This is a genomic window from Prevotella fusca JCM 17724 (genome assembly GCF_001262015.1).
GTDB lineage: Bacteria > Bacteroidota > Bacteroidia > Bacteroidales > Bacteroidaceae > Prevotella > Prevotella fusca.
In genome coordinates this window covers 1,774,675-1,797,026 of the sequence record NZ_CP012074.1, presented here as the reverse complement: position 1 = coordinate 1,797,026, position 22,352 = coordinate 1,774,675, and the positions used below count along the sequence as shown (strand labels likewise).

Sequence of the window (22,352 nt, the reverse complement as noted above, 5' to 3'; positions counted from 1 at the left end):
ACTGGCACATGATGCCGCTTGATACAGCCATTTTTAGTTTAAAACCACAAACAGTAACAATAAGAAAAAGGTAAAAAATCTGTCGTTTCACTATATATATAACTTTTTTTTCCTACCTTTGCAGACAAGAGTCATTGCATAGCCACCGAATGGAAGCAAAGCAATGCTTGAAAAACTCGCTCTGATAGTTCAATGGATAGAACGTAGGTTTCCTAAACCTTTGATCCGGGTTCGATTCCCGGTCGGAGTACTTAAAGCCCACCCAAAGACCTTTCCACCGTCTCACCTCCATCTACTTCACAAAGGATGAGGGCACGGTTACCGTTTTAAACATCTATTTACTACTAACAATTAAAAGAAAAGATATACCCCAAAGTTCATTCCACTCCCCCGCTTTAAAGGAAGAAGAACTGGGAAAAAGACTTTATGATTGGTGCTATTATAGGAGACATTGTTGGCTCACGCTTCGAATTCGGAGCAGCTCCACAGAAAGGATTTGAGCTTTTCACATCCGATTGTTCTTACACGGATGACACTATCTGCACCATCGCTGTTGCCGATGCGGTGCTGAACGGTCGTGACTATAAGGAGAGCCTGCTCGACTGGTGCCGGCGCTATCCTGACCCGATGGGCTCATACGGCAACCGTTTCTACCAATGGATTCATTCTGAAGACCCACAGCCCACAAACTCTTTCGGCAATGGTTCAGCCATGCGTGTCAGCTCCATCGGCTGGCTGTTTGACGAGTGGGAGGATGTGCTTGAGGAAGCAAAGAAGAGCGCCATCGTAAGTCATAACCATCCCGAGGGCGTGAAAGGTGCACAATGTATTGCTGAAGTCATCTGCTGGCTGCGCCTGATGCGCTTCTCAAAGTCGGACGTAGAACGGAAAGTAGAGAAGTTCTTCGGCTACGAACTACCGCCCATGCGGGACATCAAGAAGATCGGAGCACAGGGACACTTCGATGGAACGTGTCAGGAAACCGTACCGATGGCACTGCGCTGCTTCATGGATGCCAACAGCTTTGAGGAGACTATCCGCCTCGCTGTGCTATGTGATGGCGATACGGACACGAAGGCGTGCATTGCCGGTTCTGTTGCTGAAGCCTATTATCAGGCGCCGGAATGGATGATTGAGAAGGCTGTCAGCTATCTGCCCGATGATATGCTTGAGATTCTCGGACAGTTCTATGAGCGCATAAAGGACAGCTGTGGACAAAGGAAATAAAATGAAACAAAAGCTCATTTCTTATCACCTCCATAAATGAAGAGGATGCACAGGCTCTGATGACCGATTTAGGTTAAACAGTATAACCTCCCGTGTGGAATCCTTTTAAACAGAGAACATCATCTTATCGTTGGAAAAGCAAGTCTCTCCAAATCAAACAGGTATTGTTTACCTTTTGGTAACACGACGCTTTCCTGACAACAAGTTACTCGCATCCCGGCAACATACCGCAAGGTGTTTAGCCCCTAACACCATTGGTGTTTACCAACAACACGATTGGTGTTTACCCTTAACACCACGTGTGCTGGGCAACAACACATCGGTAGAAAATGGGAAAGAGAGTTTCTTTATTATCATTATAAAATACAGTAAGGCACCAATGACTAACACATACGGGAAGTATTTACCAGACAACACTAACTTGTAATATTCCCTTTCATAATCCGCAAAAGCACGATTTAATCTTAACTTGGAGACTGACCACTTCCAATCACACCTTCTTGAACAGCAAGGCTTCTTCTTAATCTTTTGGATATAGGATGTTGGCAGACTGCTTATTTCTTTCTAATCAGTGTCAAGCCATCACGCAACGGCAGGATAACCTTCTCGATGCGGTCATCCTTGGCAATGAAATCATTGAAGTGACGGATACCAATAGTCTGATGGTCGTGGTCGTAGGCAGGGTCAATGACGTGCCAGTCCCACAGCGTGTTGTCAGCAAGGATATAGCCACCGGGACGGATGACGGGCAACAGTTTCTCATATACTTCCGTATAGTTCCGCTTGTCGCCATCAACGAAAGCCATATCAAACATGATTCCTAACTTCGGAGCTTCTTCCGCAGCATCACCGATTCGGAAATCAATCTTGTCGGCAACAGGCGCCCCTTCAATCCAAGGACGCGTGAAATCCTCCATCTCATCATTGATTTCAAAGGTATAGAGCCTGCCACCTTCTTCCAGTCCTTCAGCCATACAGATAGCCGAATAACCGCTGAAAGTACCCACTTCGAGGATATTCTTGGGGCGTATCATCTGTACAAGCATCTTCAGGAGTCGCCCTTGCAGGTGTCCGCTTGCCATACGTCCGTGAATGGTATGGATGTTTGTGGCACGATAGAGGCGGTAAAGGTAATCGCCTTCCGGGTCAATATGCGAGGCAAGATAGGCGTCGCAGCCCGCTTCGTCAGTGAGAGAAGTATAGGTGTTGGTTGTTGGCATGGGTGTTAATGGTGATGATGAGAAACGAAAGATTATAAGAGCGACAATGCTTCCATAGCCAATCTGTAGCTGTTAAGACCAAATCCTTGGATAGTACCCTTGCAGGCTGGGGCAATCATTGAGTGCCGGCGGAAGTCCTCACGGTCGTTGACATTGCTGATATGTACCTCTATCACTGGTGTTTGCAGGGAACGGATGCAATCCAAAAGGGCAATACTTGTATGCGTATAAGCACCCGCATTGAGGATGATTCCATCATACGAGAATCCTGTCTCCTGCAGTTTGTTGATCAGTTCTCCCTCAACATTACTTTGGTAATAGTCGATGGTGCTGTCAGGATAGCTTTCACGCAGCTGTGAAAGGAATGTTTCCATTGACAGACTACCGTATATCTTAGGCTCACGCACCCCTAAGAGGTTCAAGTTAGGACCGTTGATGATGATTACTTTCATATCTCTTTCTTCTCAAATATCGTTTTTTGATGTATCTTTGCATGTAAATTGCAGTATGCAAAAATAAGAAATTAAATGGAAACAGACAAGAATTCAAAGGATATTGTCAGCCGTTACCGCCGTTATCTGAAGTTAGAGAAGGGGCACTCGGCTAATACGCTGGATGCTTATATGCGTGATTTGGATAAGCTCCTGCGCTATCTTGCTGTGGAGCAGGTTGACGTATTGGATGTGAAGTTAGAAGACTTGGAACACTTTGCAGCCTTTATTTCTGACCTTGGCATCGGTCCCCGCTCCCTGGCTCGCATCCTCAGTGGGGTGCGACAGTTCTATCGTTTCCTTGTTCTTGACGGTTATTTAGAGGTTGACCCGACTGAGTTATTGGAGTCGCCGAAGCAACCCGACCACTTACCGGAAGTTCTTTCCACTGCAGAAGTAGACCTTTTAGAGCAGGCGATAGACCTATCAAAGTGGGAAGGACACCGAAACCGTGCCATTATTGAAGTCCTGTTCTCTTGTGGACTGCGTGTATCTGAACTTACAAATCTGAAACTTTCCAATCTGTATATCGAAGAACAGTATGTCCGAGTGATGGGTAAAGGGTCGAAGGAACGATTAGTTCCGATTTCACCTCGTGCTTTAGATGAACTGAACTACTGGTTTGCCGACCGCAATGTGATGAAAATCAAGCCCGGAGAGGAAGATTATGTCTTCCTTAACCGCCGTGGGCACCATCTTACCCGTACCATGATTCTCATCATGATTAAGCGATATGCGGTCGAAGCAGGTATCAAGAAGACCATTTCCCCTCACACCCTGCGCCATTCCTTTGCCACTTCCCTGCTCGAAGGAGGTGCCGATTTACGTGCAATTCAGGCAATGTTAGGACACGAAAGTATCGGAACGACAGAGATTTACACCCATATTGACACCTCCACGCTGCGACAGGAAATCCTTGAACATCACCCCCGTAATATTCTGTATAACGAGCGTCAGCAAATGGATTTACCGACAGAATAATCTTTATTGACACTTTGTCAATATATAAAAAAGGAAAAAAACGGATTGCATAACGGATTTTTATGTATCTTTGTGTCATAAAACTAATATTAAATTACAAACAACGTTTAAGATGAAAATCAAACATTTATTCTTAATCGTCTTACTTTTTGTCACTGGTATGGTATCTGCACAGCAGATGGGACCGATTCCTGTGAACAAAAACGTAAGACAAGGTAAGCTCAGCAACGGCTTAACTTACTACATCCTCCACAACGAATGGCCGGAGCGTGTAGCCAACTTCTACATTGCGCAACGTGTCGGTTCCATTCAGGAGAACGACAACCAGCGTGGTCTGGCTCACTTCCTTGAGCACATGGCATTCAACGGTTCGGAGCATTTCCCCGACTCTACCCTCCTCGAATACACCCGTTCACTCGGTGTTGCATTCGGCAGCAATCTGAATGCTTACACCAGCATCGACCAGACAGTCTATCGTATCTGCGACGTACCGACAGCCCGTCAGACGGCTCTCGACTCTTGCTTGCTGATTCTCAAGGACTGGTCAAACGGCTTGGTTCTTGCCGATAAGGAGATTGACAAGGAGCGTGGAGTCATTCATCAGGAGTGGCAGCTGCGCCGTAGTCCGGTAATGCGAATCTATGATGACGTATTGCCGAAGTTCTATCCTGACTCAAAGTACGGTCATCGTATGCCAATCGGCTTGATGAGCATTGTTGACAACTTTCCTTATCAGGACCTCCGCGACTACTACAAGAAGTGGTATCGCCCTGACAACCAGTGCATCATCGTTGTAGGTGATGTGGATGTGGACCATACAGAGAACGAAATCAAGAAGCTCTGGGCAAACTCTACCGTACCTTCCAACGCAGCTCAGGTGGTTGAGGAGCAGGTGCCTGACACCAAAGAAGCCATCTACGTGTTCGGAAAGGACAAGGAGATGCCTTACAGCCAGGTGGGTTTCTGCATGAAGCATGACGCATTCCCTGATTCACAGAAGGGTGACATGTACTATTACATAGACTCTTATGCAAAGAACATCATCAGCATGATGCTCAACCAACGTCTTTCCGAGTTGGCACAGAAGCCTGAAAGTCCTTTTACAAGTGCCTATTCTTATGATGGCGATTATCTGATTTCAAAGCCAAAGGCAGCGTTTACAATGGAAGCAGATGCTAAGGACGGAAAGGATATAGATGCGCTTTCGGCAATCTACCGTGAGGCACAGCGTGTCCGTCAGTATGGCTTTACTGCTGGCGAGTTCGACCGTATGAAGTCTGAATACCTCTCTCAGCTGGAGTCAGCTTATGTCAACCGTAATAAGATTAAGAACTCACAGTATGGCGATGAGCTCCGCGACCATTATCTTGCCAACGAGCCTATCCCGGGCAAGGAGGAAGAGTATCAGATTATGAAGCAGCTGATTGAGATGCCTGCACTGAACGTTGACGTTATCAACAAATATGCCCAGGAACTCATCACTGACAATGACAGCAACTTCGTAGCATATATATTCGCACAGGAGAAGGCTGGCAAGGCTTATCCAACAGAGTCTCAGATGGCACAGGCTGTCAAAGCCGTACGTGCCGAGAAGATTGAACCATACGTTGACAACGTGAAGCAGGAGCCGCTGCTCGATGAGAAGAAGCTCCCTAAGGCAGGCAAGATTACCGGCGAGAAGGAAAACAAGGTGCTCGGTTACAAGGAACTGACACTGAGCAACGGTGCACGTGTCATTCTGAAAAAGACTGACTTCAAGGACAATGAAATACAGTTCCAGGCTGTTGCAAAGGGCGGCAAGGGGCTTTATGGCAAGGCTGACTTCAATAACCTGCAGCTCTTTGATGCTGTTCTCGGATACAGCGGATTGGGCAATTTCTCACGTCAGGAACTCCAGAAGGCACTCTCCGGCAAGCAGGCATCAATGTCATGTTCTATGTCAAGCTACTATCAGATGCTCGGCGGTTCATGTGTTCCAAAGGACATAGAAACCATGATGCAGCTGCTTTACCTCAACTTCACCAATGTTGCCAAGGATGAAGATTCCTACAAGGCAATGATGGCACAGTTTGAATTGGCACTGAAGAACAAAGACCTCTCACCAGAAAGCGTATTCGGTGATTCTCTCACCTGCACTATCTATGGTCACGAAGCACGTTACGCTCCATTGACGCTTAACTCATTGAAGGGCATCAGCTACGACCGTATCCTTCAGATATGGAAGGAGCGTTATGCAAATCCCGGTCAGTTTGTTTACTACTTCGTGGGCAATTTTGATGAGGCAACATTCCGCCCATTGATTGAAAAGTACATCGCATCCCTGCCAAAGGGCAAGGCTGAAAACTGGAAGGAAGTTCCAAGCTATGTAAATGGTAAGGTTGTAAACAAGTTCACACGTAAGTCGGAGACACCAAAGGCGATTGCCTTCGAGATGTGGCATACGCCAATTGCTTACACCCTTGAGAATGATGTTCTTACCAATGCAGCAGCCCAGGTGCTCTCAATGGTTTACCTGAAGAGCATCCGCGAGGATGCCAGTGCAGCTTACTCTGTAAGCGCAAATGGCTCCCTGCGCCGCCTTGGCAACAAGGCTATTGCCGTTGTCCAGGGCTATTGCCCGATGGATCCGGAGAAGTCGGAGCTTGCTTTGAAACTTCTTGCTGAGGGCATAAAGGACAATACCGTCAAGATGGATGCCGACAAGGTTCAGAAAGTAAAGGACTTCATGCTGAAGAATGCAGAGCTTTCTGCCAAGAGCAACACCCATTGGATGGACGTACTTGATGAGTACATCTGGACAGGTATTGACTTCCAGACAGGCTATAAGGCAGCTGTTGAGGGGCTCACCCCAGCTAAGCTCGCAGCTCATCTGAAGCAGATTCTTGCTGCAGGCAACCACGCAGAGGTGGTAATGACACCTGCAAAATAATGCGCATTCTGTGTTTGAAAAAAGGCTTTTACAAGTCCTTTTTCATCCCACAGACTGTGGGATGCGAATTATTTTCGTGAAAAGAAATATTTTTCTTCGTGAAAACAAATATTTCTTCTCACATAAATAAATGTTTTTTCTCGTGAAAATAATTTGCAGAAGATAAGGAGTAATGACTCCGGAAAACTTTGAAAGGCGATGTTAAGCGGCTTTACATTTAATGTAATTGATGCTTAACACCGCCTTTCATCATTTATTCCCAATTCTTTATCAGAGTCTAAGCAGATTTTGTTTTATTGTCGAACAGATTGTTTGTATTTGTAACGAAGGCGTAGCGGACTAAGTCAAGTTATAAAGACATATAAGATGCCGACAAGAGAGTATTAGGTGTCAGGCAACAATATGATTAATAAGAATAATGGATATTGTGCTCTAATGACTGATTAGGCTTAATCATTAGTGCTGTCCGACAAACATTTCCACATAAGCTAATCATTAGAGCCTTACTATATTATAATGACCATCATAAACACCTCTTCCCATTTCCAACTGACGTGGTATAGCCCATCACACGTGGTGGTGTTGGTAAACACCAATGGTGTTGAGAACTGAATACCTTGCAATATATGTTGCCAGAGGAAGAGCAACCTGTTGCCTGAAAAGGATCATACTACCAAAAACAAAATAAACTTATCCAATCAGGAGACTTACTTTTCCAAAGGAGGTACGAAGATAACCACAGCACTTAGAAATAAAAACAGCCCGTTACCATTAGTGGTAACGGGCTGCCTATATATAATAAGGTATAAAACCTTAGTTCAGACGAACTACGAATTAAGCCTCAACCGGTGCCTCAGCCAGCTCATGTGAACGCTTCTCAATCTTCTTACCCAACACGAGGTAAGCAACAGGTGATGCGATGAAGATTGAACTCAATGTACCGATAATAATACCGATAATCATTGCGAAAGCAAAGCTACGGATGCTGGCACCACCAAGGATGAAGATAGACACAAGCACTATCAACGTAGATGCTGACGTATTGATGGTACGTGAGAGGGTCTGGTTGATAGAATCATTAAAAATCTTCTGTATATCAGCCTTAGCAAGGTTGTGCTTGTGCTTGCCGAGATTTTCACGGATACGGTCGTAAACAACCACAGTATCGTTGATATCGTAACCGATTACCGTAAGGATAGCACCGATGAAGGTCTGGTCAATCTCAAGTGAGAAGCCGATCCATCCATAGCACAATGAGAAGCAACCGATAACGATTGTCGTATCAAGTACAAGACCTGCAACAGAACCAACAGAGAAACCAATGTTGCGGAAACGCAGGAGGATATACAGGAAGATGAAGAAGATTGCCAGCAGAACGCTCATGAACGCATTATAAGTAATGTTCTTTGCGATTGAAGGACCAACCTTCGCACTCTGGATGATTGAGCCACCCTCACGGATATCCGGGTTCTTGAAGTTCTCAACACTTGCCTGGTTGACGAAACCACCCTTCTTCAAAGCGTTGTAAAGGATTGTTTCTGCCTTGTCGTCCTCGGCAGGATTATTGGAGTCAATGTTATAGTTGGTTGAGATACGGACAGTCTTACCGTCAGTACCCAGTGCAATTACAGTTGTTGTAGCAGTCTTGCCGGCATTCTCACCTACAGTATTGACAAAAGCACCGTTCATCACCTTGCGAACCTCCTCAACTTGTGTAGGCTTGTTCAGTGTTACAACATAGTTGCGACCACCAGTGAAGTCGATACTACGGCTCAAACCACGTACAGCAAAGCTGACGATACATATCATTACTACGACACCCCATACGGTAAAGCTCTTCTTGTACATACTGAGGAAATGGAAGCTCTTATCCTGCATGAAGTTCTTTGAGAAACTTGTAGAGAATGTCTGACCCAACCACTTGTCCTTGCTGACACGGTTCTCGAATACGAGGCGTGTGAGGAATACAGCTGTGAAGAATGAAATCATGATACCGATGATCCACGTTGTTGCGAAACCACGGATAGGACCAGTACCTGTCACAAGAAGGATAACACCAGTGATGAGTGATGTCAAGTTAGAGTCGAAGATGGCTGAGAAGGCATTTCCATAACCCTCTTTCAAAGCCTGTCTCATACCCTTACCCATTCGCAATTCCTCTTTGATACGTTCATAGATGAGCACGTTGGCATCCACGGCTGTACCCAGAGACAACACAAGACCAGCGATACCAGGCATGGTCAAAGCCGACTGGAAGGATGCCAGGACACCCAAGGTAAAGAAGATATTGACAATCAGAGCCAGGTTAGCCATCATACCGGGGATGATGTTGTACATGACAACCATGTAAAGCATCAGCAGTACGAAAGCAATAGCGAAAGATACAAGACCCTGCTCAATAGACTGTGCACCAAGTGTAGGACCTACGACTTCTTCCTGTACAATCTTTGCAGGAGCTGGCATACGACCGGACTTCAACGTGTTTGCAAGGTCCTTGGTATCCTCAACCGAGAAGTTACCGCTGATAGATGACTGTCCACCATCAATCTCACCGTTTACACGTGGAGCTGAATAAACAACGCCATCCAATACGATTGCGATTGCCTTACCGATGTTAGCCTTTGTCAGAGCAGCCCATTGACGGGCACCTTCAGAGTTCATTGTCATGCTGACTTCCGGACGGCCGAACTGGTCGAACTTGTCCTCAGCATCAGTAACAACGTCACCTTCCATAGGAGCACGACCGTCTGCGCTTGTCACCTTCAGTGCATGAAGCTCATAGACATTCTTCTTATTCAATCCATCTGCAGGCTTGGCACTCCAAAGAAGTTTCAAGTCGCTTGGCAGAATCTGCTTGGCAACAGGACTGTGGAGCATCTTGTTGATAGCAGCAGTATCACGTACACTTGCGTATCCAACGAGGCTGAGCGCATCACCAGGGAAGGTCTGCAACAGTGACAACAGCGGATGCATCTTCTTCAATGCCTCCATCTTCACATCCTCACCGGCACCCGTCTTGTTTGCATTCAGTGCAAACTTTGGAGCTGCAGCAGGCTTAACCTGTGCCTTCTTGGTAGAATCAGCAGCTATAGTATCAACCTTTGTCTCACCACCATTAGCCAGACGCTGGTCAAGCTGTACGAGGTAAGGAGCAACTTCCTGATTGTTATAAGTCTCCCAGAACTCAAGGTTAGCAGAACCTTGAAGGAGCTTACGCATACGTTCCGGCTCACGGATACCAGGCATCTCAACCATCAAACGCCCTTCCTGACCTTCCAACTTCTGGATGTTAGGCTGAACGACACCATACTGGTCGATACGGTTTGTTACGACATTGTAAGAGTTATCGATGGCTGCAGCAACCTCTTCACGGAGTGCTTTCTCAACCTCGTCATCGGTACTCTGTGTGCTGACCTTGCCCTTGAGCTGCTGTGTAGCGAAGATTTCAGCGAGCTTATGAGCCGGAGCAACCTTGTGGTAAGCATCAACGAAGAGCGTGATAAAGTCTTTCTGACTGGTCATTTCTTCCTGCTTAGCCTCTGCCATAGCCTTCAGATAAGCAGCATCCTGCTTGTGGTCAGCCAATACGTCAACAACGTCAGGCACTGAAATTTCAAGTACAACGTTCATACCGCCCTTCAAGTCAAGACCAAGTCCGATCTGTGTTTCAAGGCATTTCTGGTAAGAGTAGATACCCAGATACTTGACAGAATCCTTATAATCCTGCTGCGCAATAGGGTCCTTGATCTTTGCTGCCTGACCATCATAGTAGCTTGTTGCTACTGAAAATGACAGGTAGAAGACACTTGCGAGCGTCAAGAGAACAGCTACGCAAATTACTAATCCTTTGTTTTGCATTTTATTTGATTGTTTTTAATTATTGTTTCGCTACACTTGATAGACGTGCAAAGATAAGCAAATTTTCACACTTTGGGAAATTTATACCTTATAAATGTGTGTTTTTTAAGGTTTGGGACGGTATTTGAGCCAACAATAGATGGGATAATGGTCGGAAGTGGTCACGCTGTTATCCACCTTTGCTCCATAAGGTTCAAAGTCATCAGAACAGAACACATGGTCGATACGGAAGTACATTCCGCTCTTGTGATAGCTTGTCCCGGGACCGTTTCCACTTGCTACGAAGCAATCTGTCAGCTCCTTTGCTATTGTCCGATGGGTATAACTCAACGGATTGTCGTTGAAGTCACCACAAAGGATAACAGGCACTTTCTTGTCAAGATACTTCCTGACATAACGCGCCACCATCTCTGCCTGCGGTGCACGTCTTGCGGAGACTTCGCCCAGCTTGCTCAGCAAATGGAACGACTGGAGCTTTGCCTCACCCGTCCCCATATTACCCTTCACGAGCGTCTTGAACCCTTCCTTGTCGTCAGAACTCAGCCCATTACTCTCAAAATGGTTATTGACAACGAGAGTCTTAGTCCCCTTGATATCAATCATATAAGCCACGCTCTGATTAGTGCTTGAGCCGTATGGTATCGTGTCTTGCCAGAGAACAGGGTACTTACTGAGCAACACCATATTGTCAGCACCAGGACTCTTCTTTACCATCAGCTTGAAGTAAGGGTAATGTTGCTTCAGTGTCGGGTAGATATGATCCGTTCCTTCCACACTCGCCTGTGCCTCCTGCAGGCAGACAATATCCGCCTTGCTCTTGACAATATAATCGACTATCGAGTTCTTTTCACCATCGGGCTCACTCCATGTTGAGAATAAAAAGACATTATAAGACAGCACCTTAATTGACCCATGCGGCTTATCCTTGGGCAGATTGACGGGCGAATAGGTGCGGATAGAACCATAACTGAGAAGAAAGCCCAACAGCGGCAGCCAGATGGTACGCAGTCGGACGAAAGCCCACAACACAAGAAATATCAGATTGAGCACGAGGAGTATAGGAAATCCCAAGCCCAGATTTGCCAGCAGCGGATGGTCAACAGGATTGAGCCTGTCGACATTGCCGACAAGAAACATCGTCAGAATCACGATGATGTTGACTGTCATTAAAACTCTGCGTGTAAGTTTCTTGAATATCTTAATCATTTCATTTCCAGCCTCTCAGGCTGCACAGTGGCTATAATATGTTTTCTTTGCAGCTAATAAAAATAGTTATCAGAAGGCTGTACAGCCCAATAGTCACACAAACAGGTAAGCCTCCAATCCGTCAAAGTGCTGACAGTCAGACAGCCAACTCATTGAGCGACAAATTATCAAGCAGTCAATCCCAGCTCGTAGACAAACGATCTGTCAATCTATCAACATACAATCCGTCAATTCTTACTGCTGTCAAACAGCTTCTGCTTTTCCTCCTTTGAAAGGCTGTCATAACCGCTCCTGCGAATCTTATCAAGTATGCGGTCCACCTCTTCCTGCTGCTGTTTCTTGCGGACATTGTAATCCCAATCGCTGTTGCTGTCAGGTGTATTACCCTGCGAAGAGCCCGACCATGAACTGCTGTTGTTCCCTGTAAAGCCTCCAGACCTATTCCCCGAACGCTGTTCCCACGTATTCTTCATACGGTCAAAGAACTGTTGTCCCTTGTTCATACCGAAGTCGCCATAGCCTGAATATGGATGTTTCTTCCAGTAACGGATGAGGAGGAAGCCGAAAAGCATACCACCCAAGTGTGCCAGATGCGCCACTCCGTCATTGCTTGTGCTCACAGCCGAGAACAATTCAATCGCCACAGAGCCAATGACAATCCACTTTGCCTTGATCGGAACAGGGATGGGGATGATGAACATACGCTCCTCCGGGAAAAGCATTCCGAATGCAAGCAGCACACCATAGATAGCACCCGAGGCACCTACAGTGTTCATCATGTTCAGATAAGTTTCCATTGGAATAATGTTCACACCCGTATTTACCGACTCATATTGTGCCAGTCCCTCAACAACATAACTTCCGTACTGCGCCAGCTCCTGACAGAATCCAGCTCCGATACCGCAGACCATGTAATAAAAAAGAAACTTCTTCGGCCCCCATACATTCTCCACGACCATACCGAACATCCACAGCATAAACATATTCATCAGAATATGCGTGAAACCGCCGTGCATGAACATATAGGTAACAAACTGCCAGATGCGGAAGTCTGAAGCTAAAAAGAAATGTAAGCCAAGAATGTCATTCAAGTCTATGTTCAATCCTCTTAAAGCGTATGTAGCTATGAACACCAGAATATTGATGATAAGAAGATTCTTTGTTACTACAGGTATATTTCGCATTTATTAATTTTCTTATTCTTTACAATGTATCATTTAATCACTGCAAAATTACGAAATTCTCCTGTTATCAAGCAGGAAACGAGGAAGATAAAGGCTTTTTTTTATAAATTTCTACACTTTTCCCTTGATTTTATTTGTTTTATAAAAGTAAACGACTATATTTGCAGCATAATCTTGTATATCATTCATAAAATTAATCAATAAATAAATCAAAATTATGAACAAGACAGAGTTAATTGAGAAAATTGCAGCTAATGCTGAAGTGAGCAAGGCTGTCGCAAAGAAGGCATTGGATGCAACAACAGAGGCTATCAAGGAAGCACTCGTTGCTGGTGATAAGGTACAACTCGTAGGCTTCGGTACATTCTCAATCAATGAGCGCCCTGCTCATGAGGGAATCAACCCTGCAACAAAGGAGAAGATCCACATCGCTGCCAAGAAGGTAGCTAAGTTCAAGGCTGGTGCTGAGTTAGCAGATGCTGTAAACAAGTAATATGTAAATAAATTACATGAAATAAAAGGCAAGCCATCGGCTTGCCTTTTTCTATTATAACAGGTGTCAAATTGCCTCTGACAAAGCGGTAAAAACCCTTACACTGACAATAGTTGTTTCAATGTCAGGCAGCCTGAAACAGTTTATCTTCATGAGAAAAAATAATTTTCTTCACGAAAAGAAATATTTATTTTCATGAAAAGAAATATTTTTCTTCATGAAAAGAATTTGGAAACATCCACATCTTGACGCTGATGAAATATTAATGAAAAAAAGGAAAAAATGCCCTCTTCTATCCATTTGGATGACACTTCCAATGGCATAAGAGGGCGTTTTTCCCTACTGTTGATATTACTGAAGAAGAAAAAAAGGGTGCAGGGACGCACGGAATATATGAAGCAGATTTTACCAGCCATAACTCTCCGGCAGGTCTTCACTACATGATCCCCGTCTGTTTATTCCTTTCATGCTGCACTTTCTTATCAATTTCCTTATAGCTTTTACCCCTTGACAACTTCCAACTGAACCTGAGAGTTATCATATTTCCCAAGTCTCTGCTGCGATAAACATAGTCTTTGTGGAGGTTCTCATTCAGCACCTTACCACGCTGTATAGCGGGATGCTGCTGGAAAGGATGCTGTAAAAAGAGAGATACATTACACTTCTTCCATCTGTAACTGGCTCCTAAATAGACCGCTGGACCATTCCTTCCCTCATGCTCTCCTTCAACAAATTTCCAACCATTATCGGCATATCCCGTGAGTGTCCAGCGTCCAAGATAAGCCTGAATGTTACCACCATAGTTGTAACTTGTAAGATGATGACGGTACAGACTGCTGATATTAAAGAAACGATTGATACCTCCGAAAAGCATTACAGACAGATGCTTCGGTACAACATCATACTTGACATAGTTCTGAGCAACGAACATCATAACATTACCAATGTTCTGTTGTGAATAAAGAAATTCATCTGTTGCCGTACGTTCATACACACTCATATTCGTCCCAATATTACGTCGGTACTCCATATTCATACCACTGCTCACACGCTTACCATTATAACTTATATCTATAATGTTCTTGATGACCTTTGAAGGGCGCAAATCCGGGTTTCCAATCGTCCATTCACGACTGTTATTTCTGATTCTTGCATTGCTCACCATAGCGTATGAAGAAACACGACGATAGGTCTCAAAGGTGTAACGTGCATTTAATCCTGCCAAAATCTCGTAACTCAACGTGAGTTTTGGACGGAAAGTCCAATAATCAAAGTTGTAATCTTCCTGTGAATAGGTTTTGTTTGCCATACCAACGCCAGCTGAATAGCCTAAATGCTTCCATCGCCCTTTTACCTCTGAGAAAAAATATAATTCTCCTCTTCGCACTTTATTGAGAGCGGTTACATCACCTGTATATTCATTATTGGTGAACGACATTGAGTGCTCCAAACCTGCAGAAAGGGTAAAAGGTTTGAGTTTATTCTCATAAACAGCCTCACTCTCCAGCGACCAAGTACGCCCATCAACATCATAGGCATAGGTTCTTCCTTCTCCATTATATCCCCGCTTGTCCGTATAAATACCCGAACCGACCACGTTGGCCGTAATACTCTGATGCTTACCAAGCTGATGAAAGAAATAAAGATCAAGAGTCGGAGAGAAATCACTTGACACATTGATTGTCCGAAAAGTCTGCTCTACCGTTCCGTCCCGATACACAAAATCAGCATAATTACCTGGCGTATTGCCTCCTCCCACTGACAGATTCGCTTGGAAAACATACGTAGCCGAGTCGGCAAGACTATACTTTACCTCAAACTGATTACCAAAACGACGACTCCTTCCATCGGTCTGATTGCGTGAAACAAGATAATGACTACCGTTGTTCAAAGTATAGTCAGCCGTTTCTGAAGACCGAAAACCATGCTGGTCTTTATAAAGGGAAGTAAAGGTTAAAGCCAGTTCCGATTTCTTATGATTGTACTTTGCATAGAGCGTATTACCGCCATTCACTGTCGTAACAGAGTTCGACAAATCTGCTCCGAGCACGTAGCCTGTGGTGTTACGCTTCGTCCGAATATCAATGACATAGCCTATTCCGTCACCATATCTAACACCCGGATTATCGATGAAATCGATGTTTTTTACAAGTTTGGGGTCCAGTGAAAGTAGGTCTTCCTTACTTGCCAAGGTTCCATTGAGCCTTAGTTGAACAGTTCCATTGTTCGTTAAAGGCACAACGGTACGCATCACCTCGTCTACCCTGACACGTGGAAGAGACAGCTTTCCAAGCAGACTATAACCGTCCGTTGCCGCATCCCGCTGTGCATCAGACGGTATAATCAGCAGACCATCAATCTTTTTCGTCACTCGTGCAGCCTCAACTGTCACCTCCTTCATCTCTACACTCTTTGCTGTCTTATCGCCCTCTTTCTCATTCTGTGCACCAACTGGCAGCGCAAGAAAGCATAACAGCAGCAACCATAAACCTTTTCTCATAGTCTTTGTTTTTTGATGCAAAGATAGAATTCAGTCACTTTCAAGGCAAAAATAGTCACTGACAATTAACTGACAATAGCAAATTGAAGTTTGATAGTCAAGAAAAAGCACGACAATACCAACCTGCCAACCCCTTGTCAGGCATAATATTTCTATAGAGAAAGGTTAGGATTTATATTTCAAAGGTACATTCTTCTCCTTTAAGAAAGGCTATCCAATATCTTCTTTGATGACGAATCAGAAGTAAGTCGATACCCATCACCCCTATCAGCCACAATCTTCAATCCGCAACGTTCACTAACAATGGGCTTCAGACGACGGATAAGTGTGTAGAGTGTTTCGCTTGCATCGGGTTTCTTAGGCCAAAGTGTTTCGCAGATAACAGCCTTCGACAGCTTATGATCAGTTGCATTGACAAATAGCTCCATCAGCTGCTGTTGCATCGGTGTAAAGGCAATCTTTTCCCCATGCCAGTCACGGAAACTATGGTCAGAAGTGGCATATACCATCCTGCCTAAAACGAAACGACCCGCACGGTGACGACGGATATAAACGACAGATACTGCCATCCAAACCATTGCCAACAACAGGAAAGCAAGCGGCAGACGCTGGTCTGACAATCCCCATACCGTAGCAAAGGAACAGTCAGCATAACTCTGGAATGTAAGCAAGTGACTACCTGACGCCCACTTCATCTGCCTGCTGCACAGCGAATGACTGTCTTCACCCAAGGCATAAGACACGAACGAACAGTTTTTAAGGTCGGCTATCTGCAAATGCTGCCGATAACTTTGTATCGTATCGGGCGTTATCCACGCCTCACGCTTCTGTGCGAGCGTCTTCGACAAAGCCTGGTTCATATCCTGAACAATAGCTGTTTCTGCACAGTAATAACTGTCAAGACTTGCCCATACTGCCGAGCAGACGAGTAACAAAAAGATAATAACTGACGATATAGGTTTCATAGGCTCATGCGACACGATGTCACGGAATATTCCGAATAATATACAACTGCAAAGATAACACTTTCTCACATCAATTCCAAGCAGACAGGAAGAAATATCAAGCGAACCGAAAGTATTACGAGCATATTTACTGCACAATGACGGCAGATGCGCAAAATTATACACCAAAATTTGGGCATTAGACTAAAAAACACTACCTTTGCACCCACGATTGTCCTATGGTGTAATGGTAGCACTACAGTTTTTGGTTCTGTCAGTGGTGGTTCGAATCCGCCTGGGACAACACAGAAAATCCGCGGATTCTTAATGATTCTGCGGATTTTTGGGTTTAAGCTAATTCCTAAACTATTATAATTATGACTTTTCAATTACTCAAACTTCGTAAATCACTCCTGTTCATTGCAGCCTTTCTGCTGGCATCGCTGAACACGACAGCGACCAAACGTGACTCACTGGCACTAACCCCTCCTATGGGTTTTATGACCTGGAACAAATACAAGGAGGACATTAACGAACAGCTTATCCGACAAATTGCCGACAAGATGGCAGCTGACGGCTATGCAGAGGCAGGATATAAATACATCTTCATTGATGACGGGTGGCAGGGAGGACGTGACAAACGTAACAACATCCTACCTGACCCAAAGAAGTTCCCAAGCGGAATGAAGGCACTCGCAGACTATGTTCACTCAAAGGGTTTGCTGCTCGGAATCTACTCTGATGCTGCCCATCTCACCTGCGCCGGCTACACCGCCAGCTACAAGTTTGAAGAACAAGATGCCAAGACCTTTGCACAATGGGGTATAGACTATCTGAAGTACGACTACTGCCACGCCCCTTCTGACAGTGCCGTTGCCCACAAACGCTACAAGAAGATGGCGGATGCACTGCAGAAGTCAGGGCGTAAGATTGCCCTCGGTGTCTGCGAATGGGGACAGCTGAACCCGGAACTGTGGGCACGTCAGGCTGGTGGTTCGCTCTGGCGTGTGAGCTATGACGTGCGTGATATGTGGAAAGACATCGTGAAGCAGGGCGGTATGGGTATCATTGATATCATCGACATTACCGAGCCACTCTATAAATACGCCGGACCAGGTCACTGGCTTGACATGGATATGCTCGTTGTTGGTCTTGACGGAAAGGGCGGACCTTCGAGTGATTTGGGTGGCGTAGGCTGTACATACTCTGAATATCAGACACAGATGTCTATGTGGTGTATGTTCGCCTCACCACTGGCGATGAGTCACGACATCCTTAATGAGAACGAGGCGACACGCCACATCCTCCTCAACAAGGAGATTATTGCCATCAACCAGGATGCACTCGGCGAGGCAGCCCACAGAATAGACTTCCCCGGTGCGTGCCGTATTTACCTCCGTCAACTGAGCGGTAACCGTCAGGCACTTGCCATCATTAACCCTTCAAACACTCCGCAGCCTGTCCAGTTACCACTTTCAATCATCGGCAATGCGAAAGAATACAGTTTCAGAGACGTATGGGAACACAAGACTACACGTCAGCATAAGGCTTGGCAGGGCACTTTGCAACCCCACGAAACAAAGGTTTTTACGATTACAACACAATAAACCGTAAACTCTTTTTGCAAAGAAACGCATTCAAAGACAACCTCTTTTATCCCCAACAACTGGCACGGCAGGAACAAGCTGTGCCAGTTTTGTATTCCAACAACATCCTCTTAGTATCATTGCAAGCTATTATTTAACATCGTGTTGTTGGTAAACACCAATGGTGCGAACGGCAAACACCAATGGTGCGGATGCTAAACACCAATAGTGCGGAGGGTTAATCACCTTACAATATGTTGTTAGTATAGAAGCAACTTACGCTCAAAGCGAGTTACGATTACTCTTCTCGGTAATTACTCCCCTCTCCTTTTGGAGAGGGGTTGGGGGTGAGGCTGTTTATTTAAATTCCCTCTATTCATTTGCCTATATCATCCTTTTTACCTACATTTGTACATTGTAACAAATACAAATAAGATAAATTCAACAAATAGATGCAAGCAATAGAAATCCTTTTTCCTGTCTTCTTCATGATGTTCCTTGGCTGGTTGAGCCACAGAAGAGGCTGGGTAACAGAAGGACAGAACGAAGGGGCAAAGTCGTTAGTATTCAATATTCTTTTTCCGCTATTAGTCTTTCACGTCCTTGTGAAAGCTGAACTGTCCACGAATTTCATTTATGAGATTCTCTTTCTGGATGCAGCGTGGATTCTTGTCTATCTGATAGGTAAGAGTATCGCAAAGCCCGTCAGCGGACGTTATGCCCGACTGGCACCCTTTCTGCTGATGACCTGTGAGGGCGGCAGCGTTGCCCTTCCGCTTTATATTGCACTTGTAGGAGCAGAGCACGCTGTGAATATCATCACCTTTGACGTGGCTGGAATCCTCATAAATTTCGGACTTGTTCCGGCACTTGTCACCCGCCAGACGGCTAAAGATGTGGCTTTTCTGCCACTGGCAAAACGAATCATTACTGCACCATTCATCATCGCCGTTATCGTAGGCATTCTCGTAAATCTGTCGGGGTTGTACCAATGGCTGACAGAGAATGACATCCACAGGGTGTATGACGGTACGATGGATATAGCAATGGCACCGATAGCAAGTATTATTCTCTTCACACTCGGCTATGGTTTCCATCTGCGAACAGCACAGCTCAAGCCGCTTCTTGCATTGACGGTGGTGCGCCTCGTGCTGTGTGGAGCTATCGTTGCAGCATTCTTCCTTCTGTTCCCAGAACTAATGGCTGTAAAGATATTCCTTGTGGGAGTACTACTCTACTTTGCCTGTCCGACAGGATTCCCTGTACCACTGCAGATAGAAAGTCTTTGTAAAGATGAGGACGACGAGAGCTTTATGTCGGCTTTTATCTCTATCTTCATTGCTGTGGCGATGGTAGTATATACGTTGATTACATTACTATTGATATAGAAGGTTTTTAGAGTTAAGGAGTAAAAAATAAGTAAATATGAACGATAACATAAAGAGTCCGTGGCCAGGGCCAGCGGGAATGATACCCGTAACAAGCGGCAAAGCAGACGACGCAAACGTATTTAACCGCAATTACCTGGATTCCATCCATGTTGAGATGCGTGTTATTGATGCCGTTGAGCCAACATTGAAGACAGTTATCTTTGGTGAAGAGTTCGATTCACCGATTATGATGCCAGCCTTCTCACACCTGAATAAGGTGCTGAAAGATGGCAAGAAACCGATGCTGGAATATGCACGGGCAGCTAAGAAGCTGAACACTGTGAACTGGGTAGGTATGGAACCCAACGAAGAGTATGCTGAGATTGCAGCTGAAGGAGCAAGCACAGTGAGAATCATTAAGCCATTTGCTGACCATAGTATTATTCTGGATGAGATTCAGTTTGCTATCAAACACGGTGCGATAGCTGTCGGCGTAGATGTTGACCATGTCCCGGGAACAGACGGACGATATGACGTTGTGGATGGTATTCCACTCGGACCTGTAATGCTTTCGGATCTAAAAGAATACGTAAAGGCAGCCGGCAACGTGCCATTCGTAGCCAAAGGCGTGCTATCCGTGCAGGATGCCGTGAAGTGTAAGGAGGCGGGCTGTGCTGCTATTGTTATCTCCCATCACCACGGTCGTATTCCTTTCGGTGTTGCGCCGCTGATGGTTCTGCCTAAGATTAAGGCAGCATTGGAGGGAAGCGGTATCGCCATCTTCGTTGACTGTGGTATTGATAGCGGCTATGACGCCTATAAGGCACTGGCATTGGGAGCTGATGCAGTGTCAGTGGGCAGAGGAATTCTAAAGCCATTGCTGCAGCAAGGAGCAGAAGGAGTTGAGGAAAAGGTACAAAAAATGAACGAGCAACTTTCAGAGCTGATGATGTACACCTGCGTGAAAGATACTCGTTCATTCGATGCGTCTGTGCTTTATATTTAATCCTTACAGGTTTAGCTACCTATACTATCTTCATATAGCTTTACTATTATCATCAGTTTAGGTAGCTTAACCTTATTCTTCAAGATTCATATTCTCTTAATGCGTAGCCTTATAATATGGGCTGTATGCCAATACTTTTTTCACCATCGTATTACTTGAAAGGTCGGAGATGGTTATGCCCGAGTAAGTGTTTATAGGCAGGACGTCACCGACACCCGGGCTTCTCACTTCCGTAAAGAACGACGGGGTATTACGCTTATACGGTACGAGCAGACTGAGCTGACGCTCGAAACGAGCTAACAGGGCTGTTTCATTTTTCGCTATCTTGCGTACATAATCACCCATATCGAAGAACATGGCAGGCTGGTAACCATCCATAATCTGCACATCATCCTCTGATACGCTTACAAGATTACCAGAATGGTTGATTGACTTCATGATATCGACCATCCCGTCAATCTGCGAACAGTCAATAACACCGATTGTTCCGTAAGGATAAGAATAGCTGATGTAGAAATTATAGAATGTATCGCAGATACTTCCATAGTCAGGACTGCTCTTTGAGAGTTCTGTCCACAGGAGGTCGTAAGGCATACCGTGCGCCATAATCTCTGTAGGACAGGCTATGATATGCTTTGCACTGTGACGGAGCTCATAAGCCACCTCGATGGTTGACATATAGCAGTCATCAAAAAGAATATACTGCATCTTGCCGATACCTGACTGTTCGATACCTTTATCAAAGGTGGAGATGTCGGTCTTGTAAGTATCACCACCGAACCAGCGGGTCAAAGGGAGGCGTTCTACATCACGTCTTCTGAAAGCGGAAGTGGTGTAACGCCTGCGTGTCCCAGAGTTGCCGGGGATCCAACCCATACCATGACAGCCCACTATCATTGAATAGCTGCGAGCCGGTGCATAAGCCTGTACACGTTTCAGTACTGTGGTTATCCAGTTAGCTGAGTTCAACTGTTGGCTGGCAAGCGTATTATTGAATACAGCTACCGTATCATCCACACAACGTCCCTGCTGATACTTGACATTTATCAGCGAACCTTTTGAAGGTGAATCAGAGATGAATACAATCAGATGTTTATCACCTAATCCTCCCTGAGACTCAACCGCCTGCTTGATGTCTGTCAGATTCTTTTGGAAGAAAGGATAGAGACTACCGGGACTACCTGACCACGGCATATAGACAAAGATTGTGTTCTCTGCCTCGGTAGGAGGCTGTGGTGTAGGGTATGGTAGTGGGACATCACTGCTACAAGAGGCAAAAAGAACAAGCAATGCCAGCTGTAAAAGAAGGAAGATTTTCTTCATAATGAATCTTTTTAGGTCCTTGAATATCCTGATA

General features: G+C 45.2%; 15 protein-coding genes and 2 tRNA genes. 9 read left to right on the top strand and 8 right to left on the bottom strand.

The genetic code is table 11. From position 1 onward, the window contains the following. Nucleotides 1–178: 178 nt before the first annotated feature. Both ADJ77_RS07310 and ADJ77_RS07305 read left to right on the top strand, forming a co-directional pair. A tRNA-Arg gene (locus ADJ77_RS07310) sits at nt 179–250 on the top strand. A gap of 176 nt (nt 251–426) precedes the next feature. Continuing rightward, nucleotides 427–1,227: an ADP-ribosylglycohydrolase family protein gene (locus ADJ77_RS07305; RefSeq protein ID WP_050696193.1), complete on the top strand. Its 801-nt coding sequence runs from the start codon at nt 427–429 to the stop codon at nt 1,225–1,227. 554 nt (nt 1,228–1,781) lie between these two features. Here the strand turns inward: ADJ77_RS07305 and ADJ77_RS07300 are convergent. Together ADJ77_RS07300 and aroQ are read right to left on the bottom strand one after the other, a co-directional pair. After that, nucleotides 1,782–2,447 (bottom strand): O-methyltransferase, encoded by a 666-nt coding sequence (locus ADJ77_RS07300; RefSeq protein ID WP_050696192.1) that lies wholly within the window; start codon nt 2,445–2,447, stop codon nt 1,782–1,784. A 32-nt stretch (nt 2,448–2,479) separates the two neighbouring features. Next, nucleotides 2,480–2,899, bottom strand: a complete 420-nt coding sequence (gene aroQ, locus ADJ77_RS07295) for a type II 3-dehydroquinate dehydratase (protein WP_025077766.1) — start codon at nt 2,897–2,899, stop codon at nt 2,480–2,482. A 75-nt stretch (nt 2,900–2,974) separates the two neighbouring features. Here aroQ and xerA point away from each other — a divergent pair, with 75 nt between their 5' ends. Both xerA and ADJ77_RS07285 read left to right on the top strand, forming a co-directional pair. Then, nucleotides 2,975–3,919 carry a site-specific tyrosine recombinase/integron integrase gene (gene xerA, locus ADJ77_RS07290; protein WP_025077765.1) on the top strand — a complete coding sequence of 315 codons (945 nt, stop codon included), beginning with the start codon at nt 2,975–2,977 and terminating at the stop codon, nt 3,917–3,919. Between the two features lie 112 nt (nt 3,920–4,031). Further along, nucleotides 4,032–6,848: a M16 family metallopeptidase gene (locus ADJ77_RS07285; protein WP_050696191.1), complete on the top strand. Its 2,817-nt coding sequence runs from the start codon at nt 4,032–4,034 to the stop codon at nt 6,846–6,848. A gap of 834 nt (nt 6,849–7,682) precedes the next feature. Here ADJ77_RS07285 and secDF read toward each other — a convergent pair. The 3 genes from secDF to ADJ77_RS07270 all read right to left on the bottom strand — a co-directional run bounded on the left by secDF (nt 7,683) and on the right by ADJ77_RS07270 (nt 13,096). Further along, nucleotides 7,683–10,706: a protein translocase subunit SecDF gene (gene secDF / locus ADJ77_RS07280; protein WP_025077764.1), complete on the bottom strand. Its 3,024-nt coding sequence runs from the start codon at nt 10,704–10,706 to the stop codon at nt 7,683–7,685. A gap of 105 nt (nt 10,707–10,811) precedes the next feature. Beyond that, nucleotides 10,812–11,912: an endonuclease/exonuclease/phosphatase family protein gene (locus ADJ77_RS07275; protein WP_050696190.1), complete on the bottom strand. Its 1,101-nt coding sequence runs from the start codon at nt 11,910–11,912 to the stop codon at nt 10,812–10,814. Between the two features lie 227 nt (nt 11,913–12,139). Then, complete coding sequence (locus ADJ77_RS07270; RefSeq protein ID WP_050696189.1) at nt 12,140–13,096, bottom strand: rhomboid family intramembrane serine protease; 957 nt, start codon at nt 13,094–13,096, stop codon at nt 12,140–12,142. Between the two features lie 217 nt (nt 13,097–13,313). Here ADJ77_RS07270 and ADJ77_RS07265 point away from each other — a divergent pair, with 217 nt between their 5' ends. Then, on the top strand, nt 13,314–13,589 hold the full coding sequence (locus tag ADJ77_RS07265; protein WP_025077763.1) for an HU family DNA-binding protein: 276 nt from the start codon (nt 13,314–13,316) through the stop codon (nt 13,587–13,589). Nucleotides 13,590–14,025: 436 nt separating this feature from the next. Here the strand turns inward: ADJ77_RS07265 and ADJ77_RS07260 are convergent, their stop codons facing one another. Further along, nucleotides 14,026–16,089 carry a TonB-dependent receptor gene (locus tag ADJ77_RS07260; protein WP_025077762.1) on the bottom strand — a complete coding sequence of 688 codons (2,064 nt, stop codon included), beginning with the start codon at nt 16,087–16,089 and terminating at the stop codon, nt 14,026–14,028. A 200-nt stretch (nt 16,090–16,289) separates the two neighbouring features. Next, nucleotides 16,290–17,054 (bottom strand): winged helix-turn-helix domain-containing protein, encoded by a 765-nt coding sequence (locus tag ADJ77_RS07255; RefSeq protein WP_025077761.1) that lies wholly within the window; start codon nt 17,052–17,054, stop codon nt 16,290–16,292. A gap of 212 nt (nt 17,055–17,266) precedes the next feature. Here ADJ77_RS07255 and ADJ77_RS07250 point away from each other — a divergent pair. The 4 genes from ADJ77_RS07250 (at nt 17,267) to ADJ77_RS07235 (ending at nt 20,995) form a co-directional block, all read left to right on the top strand. After that, a tRNA-Gln gene (locus ADJ77_RS07250) sits at nt 17,267–17,337 on the top strand. 73 nt (nt 17,338–17,410) lie between these two features. After that, nucleotides 17,411–18,640, top strand: coding sequence for a glycoside hydrolase family 27 protein (locus ADJ77_RS07245; protein ID WP_025077760.1), 1,230 nt, complete (start codon nt 17,411–17,413; stop codon nt 18,638–18,640). 431 nt (nt 18,641–19,071) lie between these two features. Next, entirely contained in the window at nt 19,072–20,007 is a 936-nt protein-coding gene (locus ADJ77_RS07240) for an AEC family transporter (RefSeq protein ID WP_025077759.1), read from the top strand. 37 nt (nt 20,008–20,044) lie between these two features. Beyond that, nucleotides 20,045–20,995, top strand: coding sequence for an alpha-hydroxy-acid oxidizing protein (locus ADJ77_RS07235; RefSeq protein ID WP_025077758.1), 951 nt, complete (start codon nt 20,045–20,047; stop codon nt 20,993–20,995). 96 nt (nt 20,996–21,091) lie between these two features. Here ADJ77_RS07235 and ADJ77_RS07230 read toward each other — a convergent pair whose 3' ends face one another. After that, nucleotides 21,092–22,318, bottom strand: coding sequence for a clostripain-related cysteine peptidase (locus tag ADJ77_RS07230; protein ID WP_050696188.1), 1,227 nt, complete (start codon nt 22,316–22,318; stop codon nt 21,092–21,094). Nucleotides 22,319–22,352: the final 34 nt, after the last annotated feature.

What these genes read in the sequence shown, in the direction of transcription:
- ADJ77_RS07305 (WP_050696193.1), top strand. Translation starts at nt 427, where the DNA reads ATGATTGGTGCTATTATAGGAGACATTGTTGGCTCACGCTTCGAATTC.
- ADJ77_RS07300 (WP_050696192.1), bottom strand. Translation starts at nt 2,447, where the DNA reads ATGCCAACAACCAACACCTATACTTCTCTCACTGACGAAGCGGGCTGC.
- aroQ (WP_025077766.1), bottom strand. Translation starts at nt 2,899, where the DNA reads ATGAAAGTAATCATCATCAACGGTCCTAACTTGAACCTCTTAGGGGTG.
- xerA (WP_025077765.1), top strand. Translation starts at nt 2,975, where the DNA reads ATGGAAACAGACAAGAATTCAAAGGATATTGTCAGCCGTTACCGCCGT.
- ADJ77_RS07285 (WP_050696191.1), top strand. Translation starts at nt 4,032, where the DNA reads ATGAAAATCAAACATTTATTCTTAATCGTCTTACTTTTTGTCACTGGT.
- secDF (WP_025077764.1), bottom strand. Translation starts at nt 10,706, where the DNA reads ATGCAAAACAAAGGATTAGTAATTTGCGTAGCTGTTCTCTTGACGCTC.
- ADJ77_RS07275 (WP_050696190.1), bottom strand. Translation starts at nt 11,912, where the DNA reads ATGATTAAGATATTCAAGAAACTTACACGCAGAGTTTTAATGACAGTC.
- ADJ77_RS07270 (WP_050696189.1), bottom strand. Translation starts at nt 13,096, where the DNA reads ATGCGAAATATACCTGTAGTAACAAAGAATCTTCTTATCATCAATATT.
- ADJ77_RS07265 (WP_025077763.1), top strand. Translation starts at nt 13,314, where the DNA reads ATGAACAAGACAGAGTTAATTGAGAAAATTGCAGCTAATGCTGAAGTG.
- ADJ77_RS07260 (WP_025077762.1), bottom strand. Translation starts at nt 16,089, where the DNA reads ATGAGAAAAGGTTTATGGTTGCTGCTGTTATGCTTTCTTGCGCTGCCA.
- ADJ77_RS07255 (WP_025077761.1), bottom strand. Translation starts at nt 17,054, where the DNA reads ATGAAACCTATATCGTCAGTTATTATCTTTTTGTTACTCGTCTGCTCG.
- ADJ77_RS07245 (WP_025077760.1), top strand. Translation starts at nt 17,411, where the DNA reads ATGACTTTTCAATTACTCAAACTTCGTAAATCACTCCTGTTCATTGCA.
- ADJ77_RS07240 (WP_025077759.1), top strand. Translation starts at nt 19,072, where the DNA reads ATGCAAGCAATAGAAATCCTTTTTCCTGTCTTCTTCATGATGTTCCTT.
- ADJ77_RS07235 (WP_025077758.1), top strand. Translation starts at nt 20,045, where the DNA reads ATGAACGATAACATAAAGAGTCCGTGGCCAGGGCCAGCGGGAATGATA.
- ADJ77_RS07230 (WP_050696188.1), bottom strand. Translation starts at nt 22,318, where the DNA reads ATGAAGAAAATCTTCCTTCTTTTACAGCTGGCATTGCTTGTTCTTTTT.